The sequence below is a fragment of the Rhodomicrobium lacus genome (genome assembly GCF_003992725.1).
Lineage (GTDB): Bacteria > Pseudomonadota > Alphaproteobacteria > Rhizobiales > Rhodomicrobiaceae > Rhodomicrobium > Rhodomicrobium lacus.
The window spans coordinates 462588-488951 of the sequence record NZ_RZNF01000002.1; the positions used below are offsets into that span (position 1 = coordinate 462588).

The window sequence follows — 26364 nt, forward strand, 5'->3', positions numbered from 1 at the left end:
CTTAGTTCGCCTCCCGCGTGCTCGTGCGGATCCGGTCGCGCTTGCTCTCGAATTCGCTTACGTCTTCGGCGCGATAGAAGATGATGCCCGAGCGCTTGAGGAATCGGGGGCCCGTTCCGAGCCGGCGCCATCGGGCAAGGGTGACCTGCGACACGCCAAGGCGCGTCGCAAGCTCTGGCGTTCGCAGAAGCTCTGCGTCTGACATCGTTCAGTCCTCTCAGTCTGGGGAGTAGCCGTCGTCTTCGCCGGGCGCGTCGAAGACGTCGTCCGCGTCTGTGTAGTCGGCATCAATGATTTCGCCTGCAGAGGCGTCCTGCGCAGGGGCTTCGTCCTTCGGCGCAGGTTCGGGTTCAGAAAGCGGGCGTTTCGCAGCCTTCTTCTCTGCGGGCTTTTCTTCGACAGCCTGTTTTGCCTCTTCGGCTTTCTTCAGCGCGGCGTGCACGCCTTTCGGGCGGCCCGCGGGCTTTTCATCGGGCTTCGCGACAGGGTCGGCCTCGATGACCTCGCCCTTGAGCGGCACAGTATCGAAAGCGGTGTCCTGTACCTCGTCCACGGCGGGCATACCGTTCAGGACGTGCGGTGCGTAAAGACGACCGAAGAAAGCAGCGGCGCGATAGCGCCCCATAAGATCGGGCATCGACGGCCACTTCGAGCCGCTGCGGTAATACCACCCCTCCGAAACCGCCATGGAGAGCGTAACGGGCGGACCTTCGAGCACCTCGCCGGTGCCCCTTTCGACCGCGTAGGCGATGAATTCCTTGTCGTGAATCTTGACGTTCTTGGCGACCCGCTCTCTCGCACCTTTCGGCCCGGTCCATTCGTAGGTCGTCGCGTCGCGCTCGCCGAGGTCCGTCACGCGGAAGCGGATAGGCGAGAACAGGCCGCAGGCGTTCAGGGCCGCGATGATGAAGTTCGACGCCCAGGACGGACGCCCTTCGATGACATGCAGGTTCTGCATCACCATCAGGGGCGGGATCCGCATGCGGTTCGCGATGTCGAGCGCGATAAGCGCGTTGCCCATGTTCTCGCCGCGGTAACTCTCCGGCACGAGGTTCGATGAACAGAGCGCCCGGCAGATCCGCTGCGCGGTCGAGAATGCTTCTTCGCCGGAGAAGACGCTGAGCGGCTCCTGCCGATGCACGGTTAAGGCCGTGGTTTCGGTCATTACTTGCCTTTCTTGGGCTTTGGCTGGGTGATGCGGAGGTTGCGGTAGGTTGTGGCGGGATAGTTCACGACGGACGCAGAGCGATGTGTCGTGGTGGCGGAGACCTTCCAGCCCGCTCCGAAGACCGTCTCGGTGTCCTTCAGGAAATCGAGAAGCTCGGCGCGGCTGGCCTTCTTCAGGTCGTCCGCCTTCTTCGCGGCAACCTCGGCCTCGTGTGCCGCCTCGATCAGCTTTGTGAGCTTGTCCCGGTCCACATCCGGCTCGGGTTGGTCGAGGTTGATGCTCTTGCCCGGCTCCGCATTGCGGTAGAGCGCGCGCAGCGTCTCATAGTCCTTGAGATAATCCGGGGCCGGCGGCTCGCCGCGCGCGACGCGCTCGCGCATTTCGCGGGCGGCTGTGAAGATCTTCTCGATGACCTCGGCGTCGGCCTGGCGTTCGAAGAGCTTCACGGTGTTGCCGCCGACGAGCCCGCCGATCACGCCCCACGAGAAGCCGCAAACGCCGATCTGGTGTTGGAGCTGGAATTCGATGTGAGGCGGGGCCTCATCCTCGGCCCAGTCGTCTTTGCCGACGAAGAAGTCGACGTTCTTGATTTCGAGGCAGCCATAACCGAGTGCGGGGCGCGCAGGATCGAAGATGATGTAGTCGGGAGAGCAGCCGAGGCCGGGATGGTCCTTCGAGCGAGCGTAGAGGAAGCGGTGCCCGTCGATGATCTTCCAGCCGTTGTCCTTGCAGATGCCGCGCGCGATGGCGCTTTGCAGGCGCTTGCCCCAGCGCATGCGCTCGTTCTCTTCGAACTCGACACGCAGCGTTCCGGCGAGCTGTTGATAGAGGTCGAAAGGCGTCTGGTAGGGCGAGACGCCGAAGAGCGCCGCGGCCTGGGTGGCTGTGATGTCGCTTTCGCGGAGCGCCAGCCAGGCCCGCTCGGTGCTCGGCTTGAACCATTCCGCATCGCTTGAATATGGTTTGCAGGTTGTCAACGATGCGGTCATGCTAAATCCCCTCCCTGTCGAGCAGGGAGCAGAGCCGAAACTTCGAGAAGCCGGGAATCGGCGTGAACGCGCCGAACTGAATAGGGGGTGCCATGTGGTGGAGCCGGTTTGCCGTTGCTGATGTTTACATCATGCAAACCGACTCGCAAAATGTCAACAATAAATGATAGGTCTTAACTATCCCGCCAGAATGGCGATCACCGGCGCGTAGGCATCCAGTTTGGAGGTGATGTCTTCGCAGCCAACCGCCGAAAGGAAATAGCCCTCTTTTTCCAGGCGGTCGACAAAGCGCATGAGAATGCGGCCGTCGGCGAGCCACACCATGTTGTAGCGGCCGACCATCGCTTCGGGGTCGACCGGCCGTTGCGAACCGACGACACACATGGAGCCATCGAACATGGCCGCCTGCGTGCCGGCGGTTCGATACTCAAGCGCCTGGGCGCCTGCCGGCGCATCGATCTCAAGCCGCACCATCGTACGACGCCTGCTTGGCGGATAGAGATCCACCGCGAAATCGCCGCCGATGGTCCCGGCCACTTCGAGCGTGACGCCGCGCTCCAATTTTGCCACAGCCTCTATGGCATCCATCATGTCTCCGGAAGTGCGGCGAGCGATCTCAAGAAGCGGCATCCGCAATTCTCTGGAAAGCCCCTGTGCCAGTTCGAGATTTGCGGATCGTTTCCCGTCGAGCACGAGGGAAAGCAGGCTTTTTGATATGCCAAGACGCCGTGCAAGCTCCGCCTGCGAGGGGATTCGCAGCTCGGCGATGCGGCGTTCAAACCATTTGCGATCTATGTTTTTTGCCATCGTAGGACAAACGACCTCCAGGCCTACAGTTTAATGCGCCGGATTATCGGAAATGTTCTCGGATTGTCAACGATTATCATTAACCGATTGTGATTGCTCAGCGTGCCGGCGTTTGCGCAACAACAAACCTCTTGCATGGTCGTTTACCATATGTCACCACTTGTCTCGCGTGCTTCGGGTGAGGAGTTGCGAGAGGAAAGTGCCAGATTGCCGGCGCAGGTAATTCGGCGCGCCTATATGGTTGACAACCTGAAAACGAAAGAGGGTGTGCGGATGCAGCCGAATTCCATGATGACGGTCCGATGGCAGAGCGACGGTTCATGCCAGCTCACGTTGACCGAACCGGAAACAGATTATCAACAGATATGCAACTAGTTCTCGCCAACCGGGAGAGAGAATGCGCGCGAGAACTGTCACAGCGCATCACGGCGGCTTGTCGCTATTTCCCGATGTTCGAGAGCAGAAGGAGTGAGAACCACAAAGTAAAAAATCGGCACCAAACGTAAAAAAGTTTCATCAAGGTCATAGAAATGCACCATCTCATCTTAGGGAAAGCGAGCTATCTTTGGGCCCTGGGCGCCTCCCTAATCGTGATCGCTCGCTACACGAGCGTAAGTGTCGCTGATCTGAGAGATCTGATCAGCCATCACCCCCAGGACTTTGACGAACCCGCATTGGATTTTCCGCCGACGGATGCGGATCTGGCTGCGCCCGGAACCTGCGGGGTTCCCGCCTATTTCATGAGGCCCGGGCTTTGCGAGTATCCGATAGAGACAAACGGCGATCTGTCTTCCGCGCGAGCTCTGTGCTGCGGGGAGCCCACGGCTCACGGCCTGAGCTATTGCCCTTATCACGCCAGGCTCATGGCTGAGCGATCCCGGGAAGCTGGGGTGGCAGTCTGATGGCATTTGCGCTTCGCCCCTACCAGGCCCAGCTGATCACGGACACGCGCGATGCTCTTCGCGAAGTGAAATCCGTGCTCGTGCAGCTGCCAACCGGCGGCGGCAAGACGGCCATCGCCGCCTATATGGCGGGTAGCGCGGCGAAGCGCAGAAAGCGCGTTGTGTTCGGGTGCCATCGCCGCGAACTCATCAAGCAGACGATGAAGACCTTTCAGAAGGTCGGCATCCCCTTCGGCGTCATCGCTGCCGATTTTACGCCGGATCCTCGTCAACCCATTCAGATCGCCAGCATCCCGACGCTCGCCAAGCGGCTCGACCGCTACCCGGCCCCTGATCTCTACGTGCCGGATGAAGCGCACCATGCCGGTGCCGCGACATGGGCCGAGGTCATCGACAGCTTCGCGCGCCGGGGAACGAAAACGGTCGGCCTGTCGGCTACCCCCGAACGCCTCGACGGCACCGGACTTGGCCGCTGGTTCGATACGATGGTCCACGGCCCCAGCACGGCCTGGCTCATCGAAAACGGCTTTTTGTCCCCTTATCGGCTCTTCGCTCCAGGCACCATCGACGTCACCGGCATCAAACGCATGGCTGGCGACTTCAACAAGGCTGCGCTTGAGGAACGGGCTTCGACCTCGGCTATTACCGGCAATGCGGTCGAGCATTACGCGCGGTTTGCGCGCGGCCGTCGCGCCATGGTGTTCTGCGTATCCATCAAGCACTCGATGAGCGTGGTGGAGCGCTTCCAGGCCGCCGGCTTCCGGGCCGCGCATATCGACGGCAAGTCCGAGAACCGCGACGAGCTGATCGCCGCTTTCGAGACCGGTCAGATTCAAATCCTGTGCTCGGTGGATCTCGTCTCGGAGGGTTTCGATCTGCCGGCGCTTGAATGCGCGATCCTTCTTCGCCCGACGCAGTCCCTGGCGCTCTACCTCCAACAGGTGGGCCGGGCGCTTCGCACGCACCCCGGAAAAACCGAGGCCATCATCCTCGACCATGCTGGCAACAGCCTGCCTCGCGAACAAGGCGGGCGCGGACACGGGCTGCCGGACGAGGACAGGATTTGGTCCCTCGAAGGGCGCGCTGCCAAGAAGCGGGCAAGCGAGGCCGACGACGAAGAGAGCGTTCCGACGCGGCAATGCCCGATGTGCTTTCGCGTTCATGCGCCCGCGCCCGTCTGCCCGAACTGCGGCCATTCCTACCCAACGACAGGGCGCACCATCGAAGAGTTGGAAGGCGAGCTACAGGAGATCGACCGATCGTCGGCGCGTGTCGAGCGCGCGCGCGAACAGTTCAAGGCGAAGAGCCTCGACGAGCTGATCGCGCTGGGGAAGGCGAGGGGCATGAAGAGCCCCCGCGGGTGGGCCAAACACGTGTTCCGGGCGCGCAAGCAAAAGACAGAAACTCGATACGTTCGCTAAGGGGGACTTGTGGCGAAGACTTACTTTGATCTGGTCAAGACCGGACGAATGGATATCGCCGAAGCGGCCGGCGCGCAGCGCATGCGCGAGTCCGGGCGCCACACGATGGACTCGATGCTGCCGCCATCGCCGAAGGCGAGACATGAAGGCTACGCCTTCGGTATCCTCGACGGCCTGGCGGTTCGCTTCGTCCAGTGGTTCGGCCCGAGCGGCGCAGGCGAAGTCTTTCGCCACTATGCAGCCGTGTGCGAACGCCAGACGACTGCGGCGAGGCGGTAATGAGCTCCACCGGCACCGCGCTCATGAACCGCGTGCTGATCGCGTTATCGGCTGCGGGCCTCACCGTCTGGCGGAACAACACCGCTGTCGGGTGGGCGGGCAAATCCCTTTCGCTTCGCCCGGGCGAGATCTACCGCGCGCGGGGCGGCGAACGCGTCGTTTTCAACGCGCGCCCGGTCAGGGCAGGGCTATGCGAAGGCTCATCCGACATCGTCGGGATCGAGGCCGTCACGATCACGCCCGACATGGTCGGGCGGACGGTCGCGATCTTTCACGCCTGGGAAGTCAAGGACGGCTCTGGCCGTCTCTCCACGCCGCAGCGGCGTTTCCTCGACCATGTCGAGGATCGCGGCGGCGTGGCCGCTGTCGTGCGTTCGGTCGATGAGGCATTGCAAGCGGTCTTCACGAGGCGACGGTGAACGAAGCGGACATCAAGGAAGCCTTCCTCGCCGCGATGCGCGCGAGCGGCGTGCACATGGACTGCGCCTCGAACCGCGGTGGGCATCCGATTGCCGATGGCGTGCTGCATCGTGCCGACTCCACGGATAAGGGCGGCCAGAAGAAGAGGCACGTCTGGTACGTCCTGCATGTAGATGAGCCACCATCGGGCACGTTCGGACATTTCAAACTCGGCATTCAGGACAACTGGACCGGCGGGCGCAGCATCAAAGAGATGACCCCCGCCGAGCGCGCAGCCATCAAGCAGCGCCTTGATGATGCGAGACGCCAGCGCGAGGAATACGCGGCACGCATGGCGGTCGCCGCCGCCGATGTCGCCGCGCGCATGATGACGAAGGAGAACAGCGTCCCGGTCAAAGAGCACCCTTACCTCGCTGAGAAGGGGTTGCCTGCGTTTCCCGGTGCGCGCGTGCTCATGCGCGATGTGTGCTACGTGATCGATCCAGAACGCGGGCAGGAGACGGCGCGCAAGGGCACGCTTATCGTGCCGATGTACCACACGACCGAGGGCAACGCGAAGCTCGTCGGCGTGCAGATGATATGGGGTGACGGCAAGAAGCTGTTCGTTAGGGGGACGCCGAAGCAGGGTGCCTTTCATTCGGTCGGGAAACACCGCGCGCCCGATGCGCCGATCTACCTCGCCGAGGGCTACGCCACTGCCGCTCGCATCCATCAGGACACGAACGATCGGGCCATTGCGTGCTTCGACGCTGGGAACCTGACGCCCGCATCGCTCGCGCTGAAGAAGAAATATCCGGCGGCGCGCTTCATCGTCATGGCGGACAACGACCGCTTCACAACGCAGCCGCTGAACAATCCCGGCGTGCACTATGCCCGCGAGGCGGCCGAAGCCATCGGTGCGCCCATCGTGATCCCGCAGTTCGAGCAGGGCGAAGATAAAGCTACGGACTTCGATGACCTTTACCAGATCCATGGCGACGGGTGCATCCGCGCAGCCATCGACGCCCTGCTCAATCCTTCGGTCAAGGAACTCCCGCCGCCGCCCGACGACATGCCGTTCGATGGGCAGTTCGACGCGGTTGCGGAGGATTTCTCCGACGACGGCGTGGCGCCTCGCCCGCTCGGGCAAGATGAAGGCACGTATTACTACTGGGTGCCTGGGCGCGGGCAGGTGGCGACAATCCCAGGCTCAGGCCACACAAAATCCGCGCTCCTGGGCATCGCCCCGCTGTCGTGGTGGGAGATGAATTACCCGGCCAAGAGCGGGTGCGATTGGGACGCAGCGGCGAACGCCATGCTACGTCTGTGCGAGCGGGAAGGCGTCTTTGACCCATCCGTGAAGGTCGGACGGGGCGTGATAATCGACCGCGAGCGCATCGTTGCCCATCTCGGGAACCGCCTCCTCGTGGACGGGAAGCCGCACGGTCTGAGCCTGCCGGGAGCGCGCTGGATCTACACCAAGCGACCAGAACTTTGCCTAGGCAAGGCGGAACCGCTTGATACAGCCACCACGCGAGAGTTCGAGGCGCTACTGACGCGCCCATCATGGACTGAGCCCGACATGGGGCGGATCCTGGCTGGCTGGCTGACCATCGCCCCGATCTGCGGTGCGCTGAATTGGAGATCGCATATCTGGCTCACCGCGGAACGCGGGGCAGGCAAGTCCTACATCATGGAGCAGATCGCAGCCAGCGTGCTCAAGGGGTTTGCGATCGAGGTGCAAGGCAACACCACGGAACCGGGGATAAGACGCGCGCTGCGCGGCGACATTCTGCCCGTACTGTTCGATGAGTGCGAGGCAAAGACCGAGGCCGACAAGCACCGCATCGGAGGGGTTCTGGCGCTCGCGAGGCAGGCGTCGAGCGCGAACGGCGCGCCCATTATCAAAGCAGGTGGCGGGCAGGCATCAGCAGCATTTCACGTGCGCTCGTCGTTCCTGTTCGCCAGCATCGACAAAAACGGCACCCAGCCCGCCGACGAAAGCCGCATCATAACGCTATCCTTGCGCGGGACGAGCCCCTTCGATGACGATGATGACAAGCGCGCACGGGCAGAGCACTTCGCGAAGCTGAAGGCCGACGCCGAGCGGATCATTACACCAGCGTTCGGGCGCGGGCTGTTCCTGCGCACGCTCGCGCTCGTCCCAACGATACTCCAGAACGCCGAGACATTCGCCGCGGCTATTGCGAAGAAGACAGGGAGCCGCCGCCTCGGCGACACCTTGGCGGGGCCGCTCGCCGGATGGATGTCGCTACACACGACGGCCGTCATAACGCCTGAAGTGGCCATGCAGCGCCTCGATCAATGGCGGTGGCTGGGCGGCGCCATCGCGCGCGGCAAGACCGACGCGGATCACGACGCGGCCCTCACGCATCTTCTGCAGGCGTCGCTGCGGCTCGATGGGAGCAAGATGCGCACTGTCGATGAGTTGGTCGCGACCGTATTGGACGGAGGGCAGAACTCAGAGTTGCCCGTGGAGACATGCTCAGCGGTTCTGAACCGCCACGGGCTGCGGGTGATGACGCCCGAAGAGCAAGGCGGCGGCGCGGTCTTGGTCGTGGCGAACAGCCACGCCGAGCTTGAGCGGATTTTCCGTGCGCAACCGTTTAACCTCGGCACACTGCGCCAGCATCCGGCGGCGCGGTCATGGCCTCAACCCGTGCGTTTTAGTGGGCATGGGAAGGTTCGGGCGCTCGCTATCGATCTGATGGCGGCGGGGGTTGTAGATTAATATGATGTTGGTGCCAGTCTTAAATCGTCACGAGAAATGTAGCAGATTAGAGAATGTCTCGATATTTTTTTGATCTTACGAATACCTCAAAAAGGCGGCGACGTACTTGCTTCTCGGACATTTCCGAACGCCCAGCCTTTGTTACAAATACAGACGCATGATCTGGAGCATTGGCGTTCGCTGTATCATAAATTCTGAACGCATTTGAATTTGATTTCGTTCGAATGGCTCGAACCACACTAGCCTTTGCCATTCCTACGGCCACCAACTCGCGCGGCCTAGGCGGCACTTTGGCGAGGCCGATTTCTTTTACCTTGGTAATTGCGTAATCTAATTCCTCGCGAGATGCCTTTTCTTCACGAAAAACCGATAGATCGCTGTTCCAGGCATCACTAAATGCAGATGAAACTATGTCTCCTCTTTCATCCAAGTGGATGGGGGAGAAAATGAGACGGGCCATTGTTTCAGAATTGTCGACGGGCCCAGACGAGCATTCGCTTACTGCTTCAGCCTCGCATGCTCCGTTTGGAAACTGCTCCTCCACTTTTTGTTGTAAGTCTTTTCCTTCTAAACCTTTTGTTGAAAATAGTTCACGGCAAGATGTCATGTATTTGAGCCAGGAGCGTGTTTGAGGATATTAAGAATACGTAGAGCTCTCCTCGTCCCGTCGAAAGGCTCATCACCTTCGACTTCTGGTCCGTTGGGAAGCTGCACAAGCCAACTTATCGTGTTGTTCTCGTGAACTTCTAGGTCAAGATAAGTGCTGTCGTTACGCACTAACGTTGCGTTGCCTGTCGAGGAAACCGAGGCTGTCGGTATCGGCAGTCCTTGGTCTGCAAAAAGAAAAAGCAGATTTTCTGCTCGATCTAAAGTTCCACCTTTTGGTGGAACAGCATTATAGCCATCCCATTCGGATGCGGCCTCTTTCATCGAATTAAGACGTTCGATTTGGGGCAGTATTTGTGCCAAATGCTCTGCAAATAAATGCCGCCTAAACTCAGATATTGGCGAGTTAAGATCAGCAACGTAATCGGTTACACTCGGACTTAAGCCGGAAACCCATACCAAATTATTTGCATAGGCACCTGACGTAAAGTCACTCCAAACCGATAGGTTGGGGCGATCATCCGGTAACGGTTCAACCGCAAACGTTTGCGATGCCGGAGCCGTGGGAACGAAATAGGTTCGTGTGCCGCTCATGTCGAAGGAGCCTTGTCCAGACCGATTCGCTTAATATAGGCGTCAGCAATGACTTCTTTCAGGATATCTTTTGATCGCACATGAAGTGCGTCAAAGCGCGCCCGTAAGTTGGACGCGATCGTTGCGTTGTCCATCAGGACGGGAGCTACTCCTCGTCGGATAAAATTATCCGAGCACAGAGTCAAGATGGCGAGCGAATTTGTTGGTTCGCCGCCGAGCGTTTCGGCTGGCTCCCCGACATCGACATTAACGTTGACCAAACGCCGCTCTCCCGCTTTTGAATTTTGCTCTTCGAAGCGACCGCAATGAGAATGCCATGCCGTCCGTGTGCGAAGCATGCCACTAACAACCCAGGGGGTGTCTTGTCGAAAGAGCTCACTCCAATCCACTTCGCGCTTACCTTTGACTTTGAAGCGGTCAACATACTGCAAAATTACGGAATCAAGTAGAGGAACTTCATTTGTGTATATTTCGACAAGTGGAAATACCAACGTTTCGAGTTTCTCGACTATTCCACTCCATCGATCATATATTCCTGTGCGATAGCCGACAAGGTTCCTCTCAATTCGAAGCTCTTCCTCTACGCTGCCCATGGGAGTAAATCTTCTAAATATCCTGCTTGGGGCTCCTGCGTTGTGCGGTTGCAAGCCGGAAAATGGATCTATAGTTATTGATAATCCGGCCTCAGATGTTTCAGCCGGAAGATCGTGTCCCTCTGCTAGTTTCCTTCCTAATATAACTGCATTTAAATGAGCGCTTTCAGATACTGGTCTTGCAAAACGTATGGCCAGAAAAAAGTCATCTACTGAATGCGCGGAATTTTGAGGCTCAATCTGCAGGGAAGGCATTGGTACGGGCCTTTCACTTTCAACACGTTTAGGTTTTTGACGAGCGTGTCACAAGCACCGCATCATATCGCAAATAGGTAAACGAGCGCCTTTTTTTTAGTCTCCTTCGCATGATGATGTCATTGTTGACAACGCAGACGTTGTTACGCGTCACAACACCGAAGTGCAAAGGCTCATCAAATGAAGACGCTTCACATCAGAATCGAAAGCCTTGCCGACTTCGGGAAGGCGTTTGCCGGTGCGCTCGACGCGGTAAAAGCCGGCGAGCGACGCGAAGTGCCTTATGAAGCCGTGAGCTTCGCCAGCTACGACGATATGCACACGGTTCTTGCGCCATCCCGCATCGCCATCGTGAAGGCGCTTGCCGGGCAAGGCCCGCTCGCAATTCGCGAGGTGGCTCGACGCGTTGGCCGCGATGTTCAGGCCGTGCATCGCGACATCACAAGGCTCATCAACGCAGGCGTGATCGAGCGAACAAGCGATGGCGTGTGCTTCAATTACGACAAGCTGGCGTTTGCCTATGATGTCGACGTCGCGGCTTGAGCTGTGGGCTCGCTGCTACGCGACTTCTGCATGTTGCTCCGACATCGCGTCTTCGATGCGGCGGCACGCGATGTCGAAATATCGGGGCTCGAACTCTATTCCGGTGAAGATGCGCCCCATCTTCACACACGCCACGCCCGTGGTGCCCGAGCCCATGAACGGATCGAGCACGTTCTGCCAGTCGTCCCGCGTGCGCAGGAGCTCCTGCATCAAGGTCACCGGCTTCCCGGTGATGTGGTGCTTGTCTTTAGCGATCACCGGGGTGCGGATATAGCCCGTCTGGCAGATCCCTTGCGCGCTGGAGTCCCGCGTGATCGGCCCCGCGGTGGCGGTCACGATGTATTCGACCTGCGTGCGGAACCACCCCTTGTTCGGCCTCGCCGCCTCGGTCTTGTCCCAAGGGACGATACCCCGATAAACCCACCCTCCAACCTGGCAGGCGTCGATGATCGCCGGCAGGTTCCGCCAATCGATAAAGCACATGAGCGCGCCGCCCTGGCGGGTTGCCCGCAGGCACTCGGCCATCCAATCGGAGCACCAAAGCGTGAGCGAGCGCTGGTCGCGGTTATCGCCACCGAAGTCGGGATCGGTCTTCTTCGTCCCCGTAAAGCGATACTTTCTGCTCGGCGCCTGGTTGCGCGCGGCCTGTGTGGAGCCTCCGCTTGAGTAGGGCGGATCCGTTATGACCGCGTCAAACCCGCCCAACTCCGCCAACGCGAGCCGGCAGTCCGCATTGTAAAGGGTGTGCGGGCCGATCTGGACGCGCGAACGCGCGAGCCGCTCGCGCAGCGCTTCGATGATGTCTCGGTGCTCTTTCTCTTTCGCCGCGCCAGTCGTGAGGTTCATGGTGCCCCCTGCAAGTGCCTTTGCCTACGCGGAAGCTCCGCGCGCATGTAGGCATGTCCCGCTGTTCACAATATGTAAACACCGTTTCTTGACAGGCCAACAGCTTACCGGTGGATTTTCCCACAGGCGTTGAACCGATCATATTGGATCCAGATTCATAAGAAAGGAGAGCGCACCGATAAGCTACAACCGAAGCGCCGACTACATTGAAATTATTGACAAAAAAGGCACAAGCGCCTCGCGGACCTCTCCCTTATGGAAGTTAACTATAGATTCCATATCGACAAATCAATTTTTCCATATTTAATCAAATGAACCTGTACCGAGTTTGTGAGGATGAGTTCGATGACCGCTATTCTTTCCGAGACCGCCTTCCGTGCGGATCCCGCTACGCAAGAAACGCCGACCGATCTGGACCGGTTCGAATTCCTTCTCTCCATGATGGTGGAGCTCAAAGCCCTCACAGAACAAGCCAACCTGACGCCTGAAACTGTCCTCCTGGGAGCGGCTATCAAGGAAATGCGCGAGAGGCTTTCGTGAAGCAAAGGGCGCGGGTGGAGCGTGCGCTTCGCCCGTGTTCGGCATCAATATAAAGGCGTCAGCGCGGGTGTAACGGCCTGGAGAACCCGCCCGATTAAGCCGCGTTCAGATGGTAGGGCCGCACGAGGCAGTCTGCCGGGATGCCCCAACCGGTGCTGATCTTGTGGATCATGTCCACGGTCAGCGCCCGACGGCGGTTCAGCACCTCCGATGCACGTGCGCGCGATCCGAGCAGCGCGGCCAGATCGGTCTGCGTTTTTCCGGTCACCTCCATGTGCGTCCGCAACAGGTCAATCGGCTCGACCGCCTCGATCGGGAAGTGCCGGGCCTCGTACGCATCGATCAGATCGGCCAGCACATCGAAGCGATCCGCCTCCGGTGTTCCGGGCGCGGGTTGATCTTCAAAGTAACGGGCGATCTCGGCGAGCGCCCATGCGTGATCTTCAGCAGTGCGGATCGGTCGAATATCCATCAGATCGCCTCCGGGTTGATCCTGTTATACTCCTTGTGGGTGCCGACGAGCTTGATCAGCCCGCGGCGGTAGGGATAGGCGAAATGCACGATCAGGCGGAATTTGTTGCCGCCAATATCGAAAATCACGCGATTGTCGCCAACGAAATCGACCGAGGTGCCGAAGGCGGGTCGGTGACCTAGTCCATTTGCTTTTGAGGGAGCGTGGCTTAAGTAACAAGCTTTCGGCATTCCTCGATGACACGACTCACTCCAGAGATCGCTTCATGAAGAAATAAACGCAGCTCCATTTGTATATCCGTCAATTGGAGGAAGGCGACATCAAATGTCCCTCCGCGCTCGATTTCAGATTGCGTGGCCTTGATCATCATCCATGGTGCCGTTCCTCGGCTAGGCGCGTGTCCCTCCGCAAATGACATTAGCGAAACACCGTTTCCATTGTGAGCAAATACGATGCTCCTTTGAGGAATAGAAGCCACTTGCAAATGGAAATGCTTTGTCTGATTAACGACCGTCGCCAGCTCAGGAAGCCATGAATTATCTTGGTCCGCAAAGGCTTGAAAGCTTTTGAAAGCCTCGTAAGCTGGGGACGAGGCCCTTGCTACGCCTGGCATAAGTCGGTTCATAATTGACAGAAATTCATTTTCTCTCGTCCCCTTTTTGGCGATCGGAAAGTAAACCTTAGCGCCTTGCGGATTTCCCGAAAAATGCCTCCAGACCTCCTGGGCGCAATAATCTAATGCGGCCCTAAGATGATCGAAGATTTCCTTGATCACAATCTGCATCTCTTCCGGAATAGCCCCGGAAACCAAGGCCTCCTCGTAGCGGTCGCCATGATCGTCGCCGATCCACTCCTTGTGCGATTGCGCCCGTTCTACCAACGCCGAAGCCATTGCAAAGCGATCAATATTCAAGTCGTTACCCGTCAAGGTCACAGATCTATCACAGTTCGACATCAACCTTCTCATCAACCCCTGATCGTGATTTCGACGGCATCGGGATGCACGCCGAATGTCAGTGCAATGCCTTTTTTGGCTTCCGCAATCGTTAGCGCACCCGAAGCCTTTGCGGCGACTGGAGGAACCGCTGTCGCTTCCGACACTTTCGGCATAGGCTCGAATGAAAGGGACTTTACGTCGATGCTGAGCTCCTTAATCGACATATAGCGCACCGGGTTTCGCCAGTGCTTCCAAACATCCGGGACGCTCACGAGAGCAAATTCGCCAATTTCGATGATCCAGCGATCTTCTGACCCTTCCTCCGGTGATCGCCGCACTCCCGATATTCTGCCAACCAAAAAAGCCGCGCCATGCGGCTCCGTCGCGTCGGAAAATTCGTAATTGGGATTGTGCCGGTTTTGCGTGCAAACCAGCCACCTCGCGAGCTTGGCGCGGGCGGGATTTAGAACCCACGCCTGCGAGCCTCCCTCATTTATGATCCGGTCAGGGCTTCTAGCCGTGAACACGACAACCGCATCCTTCTCTTCCATTCCGATACTCCCGCCAAGGGTTGCTATGCAGCTTAGGTATAGCGTTGAAGTCGCGATGTCAATGTGATAGAGACGTGTTGCAAAAAGTATTGAAGGCAGTTGGTGGGCTAGCTTCGCGCGGGATTCCGCAGAAAGAACGAGCCCCAGAGCAAACGGTCAGACCCGCCGACGTTAGAGTTCGACGGTGGCTGTATGAGGAGAGTGCAAAACTGTCACCGTGAGATTGTAGACACCGGCCGCGCAGGCTATCCTAGGATACATGTCGGAATAAGGTGGAAACCATCTGGCTACACTCCGTACCATGGCCGATTTCTCGCCTAACCCTTTCAGGATCGGGCCAGGAAGCCATCTCTCCATTACTCTCGGCCGCCAAGGTCGAGATGGGATCGCATCAAGCCGACGCCGCGCTGTACGCTTTTCAGTTCGCTGGCTAAGGGCTATTCTGGCCGACAAAATTGGCCACGGGGAAGCGCGTAACGACGAAGAGGTCAAGGTCGGACGCTGCGGAGAGCAAGCGGAAACTCGATGCCAGCATCAACGCCGAAATACAGGTATAAGCGGGAATGAAGTAAAATGGCGAAGCGGGTAATCAATGTTTTCTATGCTTGGCAGAGCGATAGGGATCAGAAGGGAAATCGGCACTTCATACGTCGGGCTCTAGATGATGCAGCGAACCGCATAAATGAGGATAATGCTCTTGGAGTTGGAATTAAAATCGACGCAGATACAGAGGGCGTTGTTGGCACTCCTGCGGTTACTGAAACGATCCTCGCAAAGATCCGGTCATCCGACATTTTTGTGCCTGATCTCACTTTCGTCGCAAAAACCGATGCCGGCAAGCGAGTTCCCAATCCCAACGTTATGGTTGAATACGGCTATGCGCTTCGCTCGCTGACGTTCGAGGCTATGATGCCCATTATGAACACGCACTATGGCCCGCCGACCGAACTACCCTTCGATCTGGGTCACGTTCGGCATCCCACGCAGTATGAGTTGCCGCCGGGTAGCCCCGATGGAGATCGGCGTGCTGCCCGGACAAAACTCTCTGGAGAGTTAGAAGGCATTTTGAGGCTAATGGCCCAAAATGCTCTCAACAAGAAGCGCTCAGATGATCCCTTCGCGCCCATAGCGCCAGTGAGGCCACCTGCATTTTTCTTTCAGCCGGAGGATGTGCTTGTGAACTTCGGCTACCCTGGCGAGCAGGAGATGCGCTTCAAAAGAAGCAGGGCCATCTTTCTGCGGCTTTATCCGACTTATGCGGATCAGCCTCGGGTTGGCTTGACCCGGGTAATCGAAGTTGCCCAGCAATTGATGCCTCTGCAGCGGCTGATCAGTTCCTCGTGCAATCGTAACGGCTGGGGAGCCATCAATCTTCAGCCGCACGGTGACGGCATCACGAGCTTTACCCAGATTTTCGAGACGGGCGAGCTCTGGGGAGCAAGCGAAGAGCCATTCCGAAATGGGAACCCGCCCTTTCTAGTAGCGATTGATGTCGAAAAGGCCTTCGTGGCGGCTTTGGAGAATTACCGCCTTGTCTATGAGAGAGAACTTAAGTTACGTCCGCCCTTTACAGTAGAGTTCGGAGCTGTTGGTCTGACCGATCAACTCTTGCTCGTTCCCAGCGTCGAGTTTTCCTCGGGGGATTATGCGGGTCCGATCCGCAAGGAGTACATTTCCCGGGCGTATTCGGTGGAGAGCTTTGATGCTACTGAATGGACGTCCGTGCTCAGAGAGTTTCTCATTGATTTTTACGACCTAGCGGCGCGGGACAGGTCGAAGGTTCTCACTGACGACATTGTCGCCGCGCATGAGCTTCCTGCTCGATAGATTATTAAGAAACATCGCTAAGGTATTCTGCCGCACCGTAGAATGCCTAGACAAGCGTACTCCAAGCATGCATTGGAATCGTGGAACGCTCGAATAGCCGCATTACCCTTGGCAGCAGAAAAACGGTTTTACCAATAAGCTTCGGCTTTCTTCCTTCTGCGACCTTGTTTTGAACGGGATTCAAGCCGGGAGCGGGATCATCTTTGGAAACCGCGTAAGAACGTTCGTCTCGAAGCAGGTCAGCGGCAAAGGCGAGCAGGTCGGTTTCCCGGCCTGCCTGGTTCTCACGCGTGGCGGTTGAGCCTGCGCCGCACGAAGCACCGATGCAGGTCGTGTGAGAGGTGGAGATCGCGCCGACCTGCTTCAGCTCCTTGTGGCACTCACGGATGGACAGCCGCGCACGGCGTCCGACACGCGATGTCGATAATCGACGCCGTCTTTGCGTGAGAGAGCGCCTCGCCCTCGCTATGCGGCGATTCAAGACACATTTGGGTCGATTCCCGCCGTTCATGTTTTTCGAACTGGCAGCAGAACCACAAGAAGCGGAAAAGGACCAGAGTTGCCAGCCAACCAAGAAGATTCAAAAATGGCGATAAGACCCCGGAACGGAGGTCGCTCCGGTTCGCATTTTGGTTTAGTTTTTTAATTTGCTCCAAAGCTCCACGGCTGCCTGCTCCCTAATCTCTGATGCGACCTTATTTGCGGCTGCACTTGCTGCAGCAGGGTCATAAACCATCTCGGGCACGGAGGTGCAAAGCTGGCCAAATAGGATGTTTGTGCAATGTTGTCGAATGATAACTTGCGGACCTCCTGATATGTTTACGGACGACCCAACCTGGTTTACCTGTACTTTGTTTTGAACTGACGCTTTTTTCTCCGTAACTACTTTTTTAATCTGATTCAGGACTATGCTTTGATCGGCTGGGCTCAAATCGCTGTCGGCTTGAACACTTGCCGAGTTGCCGACCATCCTAATAGTGACGGGATTGCACATCTGTCCGTTCGAAGGCACCTTATATTTCAGCATCAAATTTCGAAGAATACTCCCTTTCATCATGAAGCTATAGCCGCTGTACGTCATATGCTTAGCTTTCATGATGCCGACGACGTTGAAATCAACGATGATAGGTCCACCACTTTCGCCATGTTCCACCGGTGTTGGCGTTAATAACACAAGCGGTTTCCATTCTTCGCCATCTAGGCCTATCACGACCTCCTTTGGGACGGGATCCTGGAGCCCCCCTGGAATCCCGATCCGAAAACCGTCGATGTCAAAAACGTCTGACATTAAAGTAACAAAGCACATCGGACTCTGAAACGGTTCCTCAACGCTCAGCAGGGCGACATCATTGGCTGACTCGATAAGCTTTGCCACGCGCTCAACGTTATTGCGTCTGGACCTTAAAACAATTGTTAGTTCACCGCATCCGGGATCGAGTTCAAATACATGTCCTGCAGACGCAACAAAGGATGATGAAACAAGGAAACCGGTGCCTTCTGAGAGACAAAGGTTTTTCCCATCCCTTATCACCGGTATCTTGCTGCTCACGTCAATTTTGACAATCGCGTTTCGAAACGACGTTTCAACGATCCGTTTCAAGCTGTCCGCATATGCAGCGCTGCGCGATTCCGTCGTCAGAGCAACCAGAAGACAACAACTTGAAAGCCAAAATCGCGCCCGCATGATGCGCCTCATTTCGCACTTACAAATTTCATAAAGTTGCTGCCGGGGCTTGTGCGCCTTTCAGCAACGGTAATTGCCCCGCTGCTGCCTGGATCGCTTTGATTTCCGCCAAGCACACGCACCCAACCCGCCTTTGGTATGCTGAGGAAGAATGTGACGTGGCCCTGACCTTGACAAGCAGCCGTCAGACTATCGGTCCCCGCATTCTTAAAGACGACAATGTCCCCACGCTTTGGCGAACTTGTTCCGGCCCAGCATCGGAATGAGCCCGAGCTGGCACTATTGGTGCTGAATTTGCGCAGGTTCTCGTCAGGAAATCTCGTTCCGCTAACAGAGTAATATCCCGGCGATGCACCGATCTCGTCGGGCGTCGTAGCGTGCGAACGGAGCAGGCACCAGTTCACAAAAGCGGCACACCATGCGGTTGTGTCGCCTTGAGGCTTTGTTAGCGTCGCGGAGAAAAAGTGACAAATTAGAGGATTAGCCCTAACAGGCCATTCTCGAACCAAAGGTCGGTACTCAGCGCCGTATGCCCCTGCACCAACCGCTAGGAAATATTGCGCAACGTCGATGGGAGCCACGCCAAAAGGAGATTGCAGTAGTATTTCGTAAGCTTTGCTCTTTTCGTCATCACTGGGTTCTGTCGTGCCAATAGGCGCAGTTTCGGCATAGGGCGCTGGCGGCTCATTAGCCTGCGAAGCGAGGTCGGCGGGTAGGGGGGGAAGTTCGCTGATCCTTAAACTATCCGGAGTTGTAGGGGTTTGAGCGAAGCTCGTTGTCTGGATCAAAGCCAAAGATGAAATAGCGGAAACGAGCATATCCCTGCGATTTATTCTCATTTAAACCTCTCTCGAACATGCGAGGAAGAAAACAGTGACAGATTTTCCTGACTAGACTATACAACCGTAAACTCCAACACCTTGCTGGCCACACGACCTTTACTATCAGCTACTTTAAGAGTTACGCTATGATGCCCTTGCGGAAGTTTTGCGTTGGTAGCCCTCAGACCTTCTGGTGTTAATTTGGCATGTGCGAGCACTCTTTGTGTAATGTCGATCTCGAGCCATCCATAAGTTATTCTAATTGATGATGGTATAATAGTAGCGCCATCTTCGGCTTGAAATTCTATCTCGATGGTTACGGGGGACTTTATAGGCTTACTTGCATCCGGTTGATTCACCTTTATAGTTGGTGCCCCGATAGGAGGTTTCGGGTAAAATTCCGGAGGATGAACGCCTTGGTCGCGAACGATTTCTTCCTCGGTAATCAGTGACCAGTCAGAAGTTGATGAGTCAGATGCGGGACTTGAAACTACGCGAGCCTGTGGCTGCGATGTCAATCCAGCCTCGCTCGTGATACAAGCAGGCTCGCAGGGCGCGGCGGTGGTGTCGTAACGCAAAAACAGCACACCTGCGCACACCGCAGAAATACATAGAAATGGAAGCTTGATCATTCGATGGTATCCCATTGAAGCCGATCTCGGCACCCAAGAGCGCGATGTTTATTACCCTATTCAACGGTTATGATGCCGTCATGACCGTTTTGCCCCTCCTTACCGGGACTTCCTGGTTCTCCCGAAGAACCCGTAGCCCCAGCGATGCCTCCTCTGCAAAAAGTGCTTCCACTGCCGCCTTGTCCCCCCAGGCCGCCATCCCCACCTGGCCCGGCTTCACCACCCTTGCCGCCCTTTCCGCCGGGTGCCTCAAAGTCAATCTGCATTCGCTGGTTGATTATAGGCCCTCTCAAGACAAGACGCCCGCCATCGCCCCCAGCGCCCCCGTTGCCACCTTGTCCTCCCGACCCTCCACGCCCACCAGGACCTCCGTTGCCCCCGCCATGTGCGCAGTCGAATAAATGGTCCGCGGCATTCTCGCCACGCGGTCCAGGTGCACCTCTCGGGCCCTGCATGCCTTTTCCACCGATTTGTCCGTTCTGACCGCGCAGTGACACGTGCAAAATACCATTATCCTTGATGAAACTTTGCAGAACAAGAGTTCCCGCTAGTAAGCCCGATGCCCCATTGTTCCCGACGGAAGCCTGGTTAGTTGGCTGTTGAGCAGGCTCGAAAGAGAGTAAGTGGCCTCCATCGGAAATCAACGTTAGGGCGTTGATTTCAACATCGACGCCGTTAGTAACAATTCGCGCACCCCGTTTGAGCTCAAGCTTATTAAACATAAAAGCCTTGCTTCCTCCTTGGGCAGGCGGTGTAAAGCGTAAGGTCATACCATCAAGTGTCAATGAGGGCTGCGTCCGGAGAAATTCTTCACGCTGCTCCTCACTGGCACTTGGCGCAAGTCTCTTCTCAATCCCTGACGGCAGACTCGTGTCTGTAAGATCCTGGGTGAATACGTAACTAGCTGGCTCCGCATAGGCATCCAGCAAGGGGTTGAGTAACAAGACAGCTCCGACACGCAAGGCGGTGCTCCCTGCGTGTAATGTCATGCCCACATTACGGAGGTATCGCAAAAACGAGTCTACCTGACCCCTATGCTCGACCATGATGGCGCATTTCCCTGCTTGAGTTTCACAGATTTTTGGTCAGGCGAAATCTTGTAAATAACATCCTGTGTGGGATCCCAAAGCTGTATTTCATTAGATTGAGCAGCGCTACTTTGAATTTTTAGGTCGACACGTCTTGAATTGTCGCCACTGCCGACTGTGCGAAACCAGCCATTAGGGTCGTTTGCAATAATATCACCGGTAGCGAGTTTGATTAGCTTTGTTGCCTCCACAGGTCTCGGTGAAATGGAGGCTGTGAACCCATCCATGGCCCTCCCATGCTGCGCTAATGCCGTGCGGAGGAGGCTACTTCGCTGCAAAATCGAGACTAGGCGGACACCTTGGTTAGTGCCTCCGGTAGGTCCGAAGCCACCGCCCGTATGGATCCCAATTAGCCGAAAACTAAAATCAAAGAAAGGTGCGCCAGAACTGCTTTGAGCCGTTTGGCATAGATGGTTGAAATTCACATTGCTCAGCGCTGGATCCGCTGCATGGCAGTCCTTCCGAGTCAACCTGAGCGGCAGACTAGAAGGAAAATGAATCACGTAAAGCTCATCCTTAGGATCTGGATCAGCCCCCCCGTTTGGGACCCATCGATTTTCAAGAGATACCGGCGTTTTTGTCTTTAGAAGCATATAGTCAAGTTCACCCTCACCAATTTCGGCCGGCTCGGTCTCCAACTCGACATCTAAACCTCTGGCAGGCTTCGTATAATCCAAAGTGAAGGTAACGTTCCTCGCATAATAACGTTCAAGCTCCCCCGTTCCAGGAATACTGCGATAGAGACAGTGACGTGCTGTAAGGACAAGGGTTGGCGATATCAGCAGGCCCGAACAGCTAATGTAGCTACCATTCACCAAGTCGAACGCTATGATTCCAACAGAACTCGCTGCCCTTCGAAACGGGTCGCGCGGACCCATGTTATTAATTTGCTCGTAGTTGTCTATGGGTTGAGAAGAAGACGACTCCAGGGAGTGGGTATCGACAGGCTCTGAAAAGGCCGAACTAACGTATACACAGTTCAATAAGAAAATGAACGCACATAGATGAACTAAAGCCATAGTCAGCTCGCGATTTACTGATGTTCAAGTCCAATTTCGAAGAGAGAAGCTTCAGCATCTCTTCTTGTTAATAAGCCGCGCATGTCAGGTACACCCTCCCAGATGCGCTTCATAGATCTGATTTCGGCTGGTATAGCACTAAGGTTCTTTTCCGTCATCATCCTCTTAATATTACGCATTTCACGGTAACGCCCCTCGGTATCCTTGGCTTCCGATATGCCGAAAGAGGGCCCGCGATTGTAAACGAGGGAGACAAGCGCACCCAGGCTGTCTGGGCTGAGCATTCTCGTATTAGGAAGTGCCGCTTCAGTCATGCCTACGTAGCGAGGTTGCCCTTCATTGACGTACTGGTTGCGGGCGGGCTCCCAGTCGATCGAGATATCCTGTAGATTTTGGGCAAGCGAAGCGGCTACACTCCCTGTATTGCCGCATGCTTCCGCAAGCTTCTCTATTTGAGCTTCGGGAATATAACCCTTCCAGTCCTCGCCTAATTCGTAAACAGTAACGTAACCTACATCGTAACCGATGCCGATTGTTACGCCGGATTTTCCTTTGGGCCAAGTCGGCCTACGATAGTTTTGCAGGTATTTCTTTTTACTAGATACCTCGGAGGCGATAATCAGCCTACTCGCCCGCTCAGAGATCGGTGTGCGGGACTTCGGGATGCGTAAGGGCGCGCGTTCCAGGCCATACTCGATAATGCGGTCAAGCTCATCGCGCGCTCGATTGGAAATGGACAGACTGGGATCAGTTTCAAGATTTCCCAGATAACCCTCGAACAGTTGCGCTGAGGTCTGAGCGGTACTGAACGTGATTGGTAGGCAGGCAGTGGCTGCCAACGCGAGTGTATCGCGGAGAAAAGCTCGACGCACGAACGCATCAGGAAAGGTTAGGTTACGCATTGGACCACCAACTTAATTTGTAAGCAGATAGAAATGCGAGCGCTTAGATGCCAAGCAACAAAGTGGTGTTTTGATAGAAGATAACGAACTTAAATACAAAACACAAATCACCGTCTTGTGAGTATTTGCGAATAGGAAAACGAACGGAACACAGCGGAGCTCAGGTTGCATTGGTGCAGGCGGTAAGCCTGCGGTGACGCCGTTGTCACCCAGTCGATGTGATGCAACAAGTGTACTTCAACACGCAGCCGCTGAATAGGTTCCGGCCGAGTTACGCCGACACGAACATTCACAAAAGGAAAATGGCGGCTCTTCTTCCAACCGCGGTATTGATATCTGCATACTGGTCTGCGCAAGGCCTTTTGCTGCCTTGTCTTAAAAGAGCTCCGATTGGACTCGCTTGAAAGCGTCGTCTCGTCCCGTGTCCGCGTCAAAGGGAAGAGCAGGCCGGTTTCCCGGCCTGCTGGTTCTCACGCGTGGCGGTTGAGCCTGTGGCGCACGAAGCACCGATGCAGCGTCATGTGCGGGGTGGAGATCGCGCCGGCCTGCTTCAGCACTTTGTGGCACTCCCGGATGGACAGCCCTTGTCTACGCAGGGCCACCGCCAGTTCCTCTTGCTCGGGCGTCAGGCTGCGCTGCCGGCGCGGCGCCCTTTCTCTGCGCGAAGCGCTTCGCCCTCAAGCAGCGCCTCCATGGCCGGCCCCGTAGTGCGACGCGCGATCTCGATGAGCGGCACTCCTAGCTCGCGGGCGAGGCCCCGCGCAACCGGCAGAGCCGTCGACCGCTTGCCATCCAGCATGAAGGACAGCATGCTCTTCGACACGCACACCCGCTCGGCGAGTTCGGTGAAGCTCTTGATCCCGGCCGCAGTCATCCTTGCTTCGAACCAATCGCGGGCCCAGCCGTCTACCGGCATCTGCCAGGCCTTGCGCTCCAGGTCCATGATCCGGTTCTCAAGGCCAACAGCATAGTCGGTGGTTGAAAGCATCAAGCGCTTCAAGGCGAGCACTTCGTCCGCGAGGGGCAGTTCGCCCCGGCGCGGCTCCTCGGCCTGGCGGGCGCTGTATGAGCCCGTCTTGCGAATCGATGGCAGAACTTCCGACGTGACCCACTTCTTGAAGCGCTTGGCGCTCTCTTTGCGGCTCGTGAGGATCAGACTGTAAAGGCCGGACTCGTTGATGACGGTCATCTGCTGCACGCCGCCAGGGGTGTGCATAGTAAGCACATCCTTCTCGTCCGCATCCAAGCGGCGGTTGGCGCTGGCGGCCTGCGCGATCTCCAGCACGCAGCACACGTCGGCGAGCACGAACCACGGATTGGCATCGCGGTTGATGATGCGAACGTTTTTCCCCTCAAAATCGAACGGCACGATTGCGTTGCCGGTGTTCATGCCTCCCTCCCGTCGCGGGTGTTTTCCAGTTTCGCGACGGCGCCGAAGAGGATCTCCGTGGCGAGGTCGATGCATGCCCAGCGGTCCTCATCGGACGCGCGGCTTTCGAGGGTGGTCAGCAGCAAATTCGCGACGCGGTGGAGCGATTCAAGGGGATCGCCAAGCAGAGGCGCCGCTTCACGATGTTCAGAAGGGATTGCGAGTGAAATTGCCATTGGAGGCTCCTAGTGTTGTTGAAGCGATCCTCCACCTTGTTGAAGAGGGGGAAGACCGGGTGGTTCAACACCGTCACTAGGCACGGCCCACGGCTTTCCCCTTGCGGGTATTGTATGGCCGCAGACACCCGGCCATAGGCGAACAGCCTCCAAGCGAGGAGGTGTTGCAATTCCCATGGGCACGAAAAAACCGCGATAAACTGACGGGCGCGGCTCCGCCTAGTGTAAGAAGGTGTGTTGAGCACCGCCAACAACATAGGCTCTGATCCTCGCACTCGTCAACGGGCAACGACCTACCAGCGCGCCCGCTTGGAAGACGAGTATCAAAACTATTCACATCATGTCAACGAACGCGTTTGCAAATGCTCCGTCCCTACGCTTGTCCCGCCCTTTGTCCCGGCCATTTCTGGTATTAAAGCGTTGATTTATATTGATTTTTTATATTGTGGCTCAGGGGTGGGACGCGGGACGCCAAAAACCATGCCCTCATGACGCGCGACGCGCATGTGCGGGCGCATGCCCGCGCGCGAGCGCCCACGCACACGAGGCGTATATTTTGGCGTCCCACCGTCCCACTACGCTTTCCCCTATTATATTATATATTAAAATCAATAGTTTAATAATAATAGGGGTCGGGACAAGGGGTGGGACAAAGGGTGGGACGCTAAATTCTCGCTGTCCCACCGTTGACATTGTGAAAACGATGCTGGCACATTTGAGCGCGCAATTCGAATCGCGCCTCAAAGGATCACGGCCATGAACCTCGACCAGCTGCTCTCCCGCATCCAATCCCTTGGCGCCCCGAACAGGGAACGCGCCGCCCTGATCACCGTCGTCGGTCTTGGCGCTTACACCGGCGGTCTCGTCGGCTATGTGCTCGCCGGCATCGCGGTCGGGCTGCTCGTCGCCGATGCGCTCACCGATGACGAACCGGCGAAGGTGGAGTAACGACCATGAAGGCAGTCATCACCCGCAAGATGGTCGTCGCCGATGACACCGGCTCGCCACGCCAGTTTGCCCCCACGAAGGACACGCCGTTCGTGGAAATCTCCGACGCGGTCTACCGTCGCCTCAAGCGGGCAGGGGCTGCCGAAATCTATCGCGGCGAGCTCACGGTCGTCGGGACCGAGCAGCAAGCCCCGACCGAGGAGCCGAAGGCCGACGCCATCGACCTCGACAGGGCCACCAAGGCTGAACTCGTCGAACACGCCAAGGCCAAGGGCATCGAGGTCAACCCGACCGACACCAAGGCCACGATCCTCGCGGCCATCGAAGGGAAGGCCGCGTAATGTCCTCGCTCGTCATCAGGGTCGATTGGGAGACTGCCGAAGTCCGCGCCCTGATGGCGAAACTGCAAGAGCCGCGCCTCAGCCGCGCGCTCTCGGTCGCGGTCAACAACAGCGCGAGGCAGGTGCAGCGGTTCGCGGCCAGCCTCATCGCCAAGCAGCTTTCGATCAAGCTTGCTCGCGCCAGGCGCGGCATCTGGATCATGCCCTATTCGCGCCCAGAAACGCTCACGGCAACTGTGCGAGGCAGCAAAAGCCAGATCCCGCTCAAGGCGTTCAAGGCCAAGGAGACGCCCGCAGGCGTGGTGGCGTCGATCTGGGGGCAGAAAAAATTATACCCCGGGGCGTTTATCCGAGGGGGGAGGTTTCCCGCGCGTGTGCCCCTCCAAATGGGCGAGCACGTTTTCAAGCGCGCCGGGTCCAGGCGTTTCCCGATCAGGAAGGAAGCGGGCGCATCCATCGCCGAAGCCTTCGTCCAGGACGCGATCACCAAAGCGCTTGTGGCGCAAGGCCAGGAGCGCCTCATGGCGAACATCAAGCGCCAGCTTGATCGCTACTCACGCAGCCGAGGCCGGTCATGAGCCCTGCCACACACCGCGTCGCTCGCCTCGAAGCCCTCCGCGCCCGCTCGCTCGACCGCCGCGCCAGGCTCGCTCTCCGCAAAAATTTCGCGCGGCTCTCGGTTCTAGGTTCTTCCCGAGGGGGGCGGGAAGGCGGGGGCCATGGCGGCGCGGGACTTCGCTAGCGACAGAACCACCAAAACGCCTGTGAATTCAGCCGTATCTGACTGTTTGCCGCGATGAAAGAGTACGCACAGCAATTTCACGGAATGCCGCCGAAGCGAAA

General features: G+C 57.2%; 29 protein-coding genes and 1 pseudogene. 10 read left to right on the forward strand and 20 right to left on the reverse strand.

Annotation, left to right across the window (positions count from 1 at the left end; translation table 11 throughout):
• Position 1: 1 nt before the first annotated feature.
• From EK416_RS02920 to EK416_RS02935, 4 genes are all read right to left on the reverse strand, one after another.
• Entirely contained in the window at positions 2-205 is a 204-nt protein-coding gene (locus EK416_RS02920; RefSeq protein ID WP_127075976.1) for a helix-turn-helix transcriptional regulator, read from the reverse strand.
• Positions 206-217: 12 nt separating this feature from the next.
• Entirely contained in the window at positions 218-1165 is a 948-nt protein-coding gene (locus EK416_RS02925) for a hypothetical protein (protein ID WP_127075977.1), read from the reverse strand.
• Complete coding sequence (locus EK416_RS02930) at positions 1165-2157, reverse strand: YqaJ viral recombinase family nuclease (RefSeq protein ID WP_127075978.1); 993 nt, start codon at positions 2155-2157, stop codon at positions 1165-1167. The genes EK416_RS02925 and EK416_RS02930 overlap by 1 nt, the downstream gene beginning before the upstream one ends.
• A 177-nt stretch (positions 2158-2334) precedes the next feature.
• The gene (locus EK416_RS02935) at positions 2335-2964 is read right to left on the reverse strand and encodes a helix-turn-helix transcriptional regulator (RefSeq protein ID WP_127075979.1); all 630 of its coding nucleotides are present in this window, start codon (positions 2962-2964) and stop codon (positions 2335-2337) included.
• A gap of 901 nt (positions 2965-3865) precedes the next feature.
• Between EK416_RS02935 and EK416_RS02940 the strand changes: the two genes are divergently transcribed.
• From EK416_RS02940 to EK416_RS02955, 4 genes are read left to right on the forward strand one after another with little or no spacing between them, the layout of a single operon-like run.
• Positions 3866-5287 carry a DEAD/DEAH box helicase gene (locus tag EK416_RS02940; RefSeq protein ID WP_127075980.1) on the forward strand — a complete coding sequence of 474 codons (1422 nt, stop codon included), beginning with the start codon at positions 3866-3868 and terminating at the stop codon, positions 5285-5287.
• A 9-nt stretch (positions 5288-5296) separates the two neighbouring features.
• Positions 5297-5566, forward strand: a complete 270-nt coding sequence (locus EK416_RS02945) for a hypothetical protein (RefSeq protein WP_127075981.1) — start codon at positions 5297-5299, stop codon at positions 5564-5566.
• Entirely contained in the window at positions 5566-5985 is a 420-nt protein-coding gene (locus tag EK416_RS02950; protein ID WP_127075982.1) for a VRR-NUC domain-containing protein, read from the forward strand. Before EK416_RS02945 ends, EK416_RS02950 begins: the two co-directional genes overlap by 1 nt.
• Positions 5982-8717, forward strand: a complete 2736-nt coding sequence (locus EK416_RS02955; protein WP_127075983.1) for a toprim domain-containing protein — start codon at positions 5982-5984, stop codon at positions 8715-8717. The genes EK416_RS02950 and EK416_RS02955 overlap by 4 nt, the downstream gene beginning before the upstream one ends.
• A gap of 46 nt (positions 8718-8763) precedes the next feature.
• Here EK416_RS02955 and EK416_RS02960 read toward each other — a convergent pair whose 3' ends face one another.
• Genes EK416_RS02960 through EK416_RS02970 form a run of 3 tightly spaced genes read right to left on the reverse strand, consistent with a single transcriptional unit; the run spans position 8764 to position 10765 of the window.
• Positions 8764-9324: a hypothetical protein gene (locus EK416_RS02960; RefSeq protein ID WP_127075984.1), complete on the reverse strand. Its 561-nt coding sequence runs from the start codon at positions 9322-9324 to the stop codon at positions 8764-8766.
• A complete protein-coding gene (locus EK416_RS02965; RefSeq protein WP_127075985.1) occupies positions 9321-9917 on the reverse strand; it encodes a hypothetical protein in 597 nt (198 codons plus the stop codon). Before EK416_RS02965 ends, EK416_RS02960 begins: the two co-directional genes overlap by 4 nt.
• Positions 9914-10765, reverse strand: coding sequence for a hypothetical protein (locus EK416_RS02970; protein WP_127075986.1), 852 nt, complete (start codon positions 10763-10765; stop codon positions 9914-9916). Before EK416_RS02970 ends, EK416_RS02965 begins: the two co-directional genes overlap by 4 nt.
• A 180-nt stretch (positions 10766-10945) precedes the next feature.
• Here EK416_RS02970 and EK416_RS02975 point away from each other — a divergent pair, with 180 nt between their 5' ends.
• Positions 10946-11308 carry an HVO_A0114 family putative DNA-binding protein gene (locus EK416_RS02975; protein WP_127075987.1) on the forward strand — a complete coding sequence of 121 codons (363 nt, stop codon included), beginning with the start codon at positions 10946-10948 and terminating at the stop codon, positions 11306-11308.
• 15 nt (positions 11309-11323) lie between these two features.
• On the opposite strand, the gene EK416_RS02980 is transcribed toward EK416_RS02975, so the two are convergent.
• Positions 11324-12154, reverse strand: coding sequence for a DNA-methyltransferase (locus EK416_RS02980; RefSeq protein ID WP_127075988.1), 831 nt, complete (start codon positions 12152-12154; stop codon positions 11324-11326).
• 345 nt (positions 12155-12499) lie between these two features.
• Between EK416_RS02980 and EK416_RS02985 the strand changes: the two genes are divergently transcribed.
• Complete coding sequence (locus EK416_RS02985; protein WP_127075989.1) at positions 12500-12694, forward strand: hypothetical protein; 195 nt, start codon at positions 12500-12502, stop codon at positions 12692-12694.
• Positions 12695-12788: 94 nt separating this feature from the next.
• On the opposite strand, the gene EK416_RS02990 is transcribed toward EK416_RS02985, so the two are convergent.
• From EK416_RS02990 to EK416_RS03005, 4 genes and pseudogenes are all read right to left on the reverse strand, one after another.
• Positions 12789-13169, reverse strand: coding sequence for a helix-turn-helix domain-containing protein (locus EK416_RS02990; RefSeq protein WP_164729863.1), 381 nt, complete (start codon positions 13167-13169; stop codon positions 12789-12791).
• A pseudogene (locus tag EK416_RS02995) lies at positions 13166-13330 on the reverse strand (type II toxin-antitoxin system HigB family toxin); the annotation flags it as partial. The gene EK416_RS02990 and the pseudogene EK416_RS02995, both read right to left, overlap by 4 nt.
• A gap of 44 nt (positions 13331-13374) precedes the next feature.
• Complete coding sequence (locus EK416_RS03000) at positions 13375-14094, reverse strand: hypothetical protein (RefSeq protein ID WP_164729827.1); 720 nt, start codon at positions 14092-14094, stop codon at positions 13375-13377.
• 38 nt (positions 14095-14132) lie between these two features.
• Entirely contained in the window at positions 14133-14654 is a 522-nt protein-coding gene (locus tag EK416_RS03005; protein ID WP_127075993.1) for a hypothetical protein, read from the reverse strand.
• Between the two features lie 573 nt (positions 14655-15227).
• Here EK416_RS03005 and EK416_RS03010 point away from each other — a divergent pair.
• Complete coding sequence (locus tag EK416_RS03010; RefSeq protein ID WP_127075994.1) at positions 15228-16481, forward strand: hypothetical protein; 1254 nt, start codon at positions 15228-15230, stop codon at positions 16479-16481.
• A 634-nt stretch (positions 16482-17115) separates the two neighbouring features.
• Here EK416_RS03010 and EK416_RS03015 read toward each other — a convergent pair.
• From EK416_RS03015 to EK416_RS03050, 8 genes are all read right to left on the reverse strand, one after another.
• Positions 17116-18177 carry a S1 family peptidase gene (locus EK416_RS03015; protein ID WP_164729828.1) on the reverse strand — a complete coding sequence of 354 codons (1062 nt, stop codon included), beginning with the start codon at positions 18175-18177 and terminating at the stop codon, positions 17116-17118.
• Positions 18174-19004, reverse strand: a complete 831-nt coding sequence (locus EK416_RS03020) for a CHAP domain-containing protein (protein ID WP_127075996.1) — start codon at positions 19002-19004, stop codon at positions 18174-18176. Before EK416_RS03020 ends, EK416_RS03015 begins: the two co-directional genes overlap by 4 nt.
• A gap of 56 nt (positions 19005-19060) precedes the next feature.
• Entirely contained in the window at positions 19061-19618 is a 558-nt protein-coding gene (locus tag EK416_RS03025) for a hypothetical protein (protein WP_127075997.1), read from the reverse strand.
• Between the two features lie 1021 nt (positions 19619-20639).
• Positions 20640-21725 carry a trypsin-like serine peptidase gene (locus tag EK416_RS03035; protein WP_127075998.1) on the reverse strand — a complete coding sequence of 362 codons (1086 nt, stop codon included), beginning with the start codon at positions 21723-21725 and terminating at the stop codon, positions 20640-20642.
• Positions 21726-21739: 14 nt separating this feature from the next.
• Positions 21740-22627, reverse strand: a complete 888-nt coding sequence (locus EK416_RS03040) for a lysozyme family protein (protein WP_127075999.1) — start codon at positions 22625-22627, stop codon at positions 21740-21742.
• A 470-nt stretch (positions 22628-23097) separates the two neighbouring features.
• Positions 23098-23229 carry a hypothetical protein gene (locus tag EK416_RS18075; protein WP_281023856.1) on the reverse strand — a complete coding sequence of 44 codons (132 nt, stop codon included), beginning with the start codon at positions 23227-23229 and terminating at the stop codon, positions 23098-23100.
• Between the two features lie 23 nt (positions 23230-23252).
• Positions 23253-24017, reverse strand: a complete 765-nt coding sequence (locus EK416_RS03045; protein ID WP_127076000.1) for a BRO family protein — start codon at positions 24015-24017, stop codon at positions 23253-23255.
• The gene (locus EK416_RS03050) at positions 24014-24232 is read right to left on the reverse strand and encodes a hypothetical protein (protein ID WP_127076001.1); all 219 of its coding nucleotides are present in this window, start codon (positions 24230-24232) and stop codon (positions 24014-24016) included. Before EK416_RS03050 ends, EK416_RS03045 begins: the two co-directional genes overlap by 4 nt.
• A gap of 756 nt (positions 24233-24988) precedes the next feature.
• Here EK416_RS03050 and EK416_RS03055 point away from each other — a divergent pair.
• The 3 genes from EK416_RS03055 to EK416_RS03065 are packed head-to-tail and all read left to right on the forward strand — an operon-like array spanning position 24989 to position 26099.
• Positions 24989-25180: a hypothetical protein gene (locus tag EK416_RS03055; RefSeq protein WP_127076002.1), complete on the forward strand. Its 192-nt coding sequence runs from the start codon at positions 24989-24991 to the stop codon at positions 25178-25180.
• A gap of 5 nt (positions 25181-25185) precedes the next feature.
• Positions 25186-25521, forward strand: coding sequence for a hypothetical protein (locus EK416_RS03060; protein ID WP_127076003.1), 336 nt, complete (start codon positions 25186-25188; stop codon positions 25519-25521).
• Positions 25521-26099 (forward strand): hypothetical protein, encoded by a 579-nt coding sequence (locus tag EK416_RS03065; RefSeq protein ID WP_127076004.1) that lies wholly within the window; start codon positions 25521-25523, stop codon positions 26097-26099. Before EK416_RS03060 ends, EK416_RS03065 begins: the two co-directional genes overlap by 1 nt.
• Positions 26100-26364: the final 265 nt, after the last annotated feature.

What these genes read in the sequence shown, in the direction of transcription:
- EK416_RS02950 (WP_127075982.1), top strand. Translation starts at nt 5,566, where the DNA reads ATGAGCTCCACCGGCACCGCGCTCATGAACCGCGTGCTGATCGCGTTA.
- EK416_RS02970 (WP_127075986.1), bottom strand. Translation starts at nt 10,765, where the DNA reads ATGCCTTCCCTGCAGATTGAGCCTCAAAATTCCGCGCATTCAGTAGAT.
- EK416_RS03015 (WP_164729828.1), bottom strand. Translation starts at nt 18,177, where the DNA reads ATGAGGCGCATCATGCGGGCGCGATTTTGGCTTTCAAGTTGTTGTCTT.
- EK416_RS02940 (WP_127075980.1), top strand. Translation starts at nt 3,866, where the DNA reads ATGGCATTTGCGCTTCGCCCCTACCAGGCCCAGCTGATCACGGACACG.
- EK416_RS03065 (WP_127076004.1), top strand. Translation starts at nt 25,521, where the DNA reads ATGTCCTCGCTCGTCATCAGGGTCGATTGGGAGACTGCCGAAGTCCGC.
- EK416_RS02920 (WP_127075976.1), bottom strand. Translation starts at nt 205, where the DNA reads ATGTCAGACGCAGAGCTTCTGCGAACGCCAGAGCTTGCGACGCGCCTT.
- EK416_RS03045 (WP_127076000.1), bottom strand. Translation starts at nt 24,017, where the DNA reads ATGAACACCGGCAACGCAATCGTGCCGTTCGATTTTGAGGGGAAAAAC.
- EK416_RS03025 (WP_127075997.1), bottom strand. Translation starts at nt 19,618, where the DNA reads ATGATCAAGCTTCCATTTCTATGTATTTCTGCGGTGTGCGCAGGTGTG.
- EK416_RS02965 (WP_127075985.1), bottom strand. Translation starts at nt 9,917, where the DNA reads ATGAGCGGCACACGAACCTATTTCGTTCCCACGGCTCCGGCATCGCAA.
- EK416_RS02960 (WP_127075984.1), bottom strand. Translation starts at nt 9,324, where the DNA reads ATGACATCTTGCCGTGAACTATTTTCAACAAAAGGTTTAGAAGGAAAA.
- EK416_RS03005 (WP_127075993.1), bottom strand. Translation starts at nt 14,654, where the DNA reads ATGGAAGAGAAGGATGCGGTTGTCGTGTTCACGGCTAGAAGCCCTGAC.
- EK416_RS03040 (WP_127075999.1), bottom strand. Translation starts at nt 22,627, where the DNA reads ATGCGTAACCTAACCTTTCCTGATGCGTTCGTGCGTCGAGCTTTTCTC.
- EK416_RS02980 (WP_127075988.1), bottom strand. Translation starts at nt 12,154, where the DNA reads ATGAACCTCACGACTGGCGCGGCGAAAGAGAAAGAGCACCGAGACATC.
- EK416_RS03020 (WP_127075996.1), bottom strand. Translation starts at nt 19,004, where the DNA reads ATGAGAATAAATCGCAGGGATATGCTCGTTTCCGCTATTTCATCTTTG.
- EK416_RS02985 (WP_127075989.1), top strand. Translation starts at nt 12,500, where the DNA reads ATGACCGCTATTCTTTCCGAGACCGCCTTCCGTGCGGATCCCGCTACG.
- EK416_RS03055 (WP_127076002.1), top strand. Translation starts at nt 24,989, where the DNA reads ATGAACCTCGACCAGCTGCTCTCCCGCATCCAATCCCTTGGCGCCCCG.
- EK416_RS02935 (WP_127075979.1), bottom strand. Translation starts at nt 2,964, where the DNA reads ATGGCAAAAAACATAGATCGCAAATGGTTTGAACGCCGCATCGCCGAG.
- EK416_RS03035 (WP_127075998.1), bottom strand. Translation starts at nt 21,725, where the DNA reads ATGGCTTTAGTTCATCTATGTGCGTTCATTTTCTTATTGAACTGTGTA.
- EK416_RS03050 (WP_127076001.1), bottom strand. Translation starts at nt 24,232, where the DNA reads ATGGCAATTTCACTCGCAATCCCTTCTGAACATCGTGAAGCGGCGCCT.
- EK416_RS02975 (WP_127075987.1), top strand. Translation starts at nt 10,946, where the DNA reads ATGAAGACGCTTCACATCAGAATCGAAAGCCTTGCCGACTTCGGGAAG.
- EK416_RS02925 (WP_127075977.1), bottom strand. Translation starts at nt 1,165, where the DNA reads ATGACCGAAACCACGGCCTTAACCGTGCATCGGCAGGAGCCGCTCAGC.
- EK416_RS03060 (WP_127076003.1), top strand. Translation starts at nt 25,186, where the DNA reads ATGAAGGCAGTCATCACCCGCAAGATGGTCGTCGCCGATGACACCGGC.
- EK416_RS03010 (WP_127075994.1), top strand. Translation starts at nt 15,228, where the DNA reads ATGGCGAAGCGGGTAATCAATGTTTTCTATGCTTGGCAGAGCGATAGG.
- EK416_RS02930 (WP_127075978.1), bottom strand. Translation starts at nt 2,157, where the DNA reads ATGACCGCATCGTTGACAACCTGCAAACCATATTCAAGCGATGCGGAA.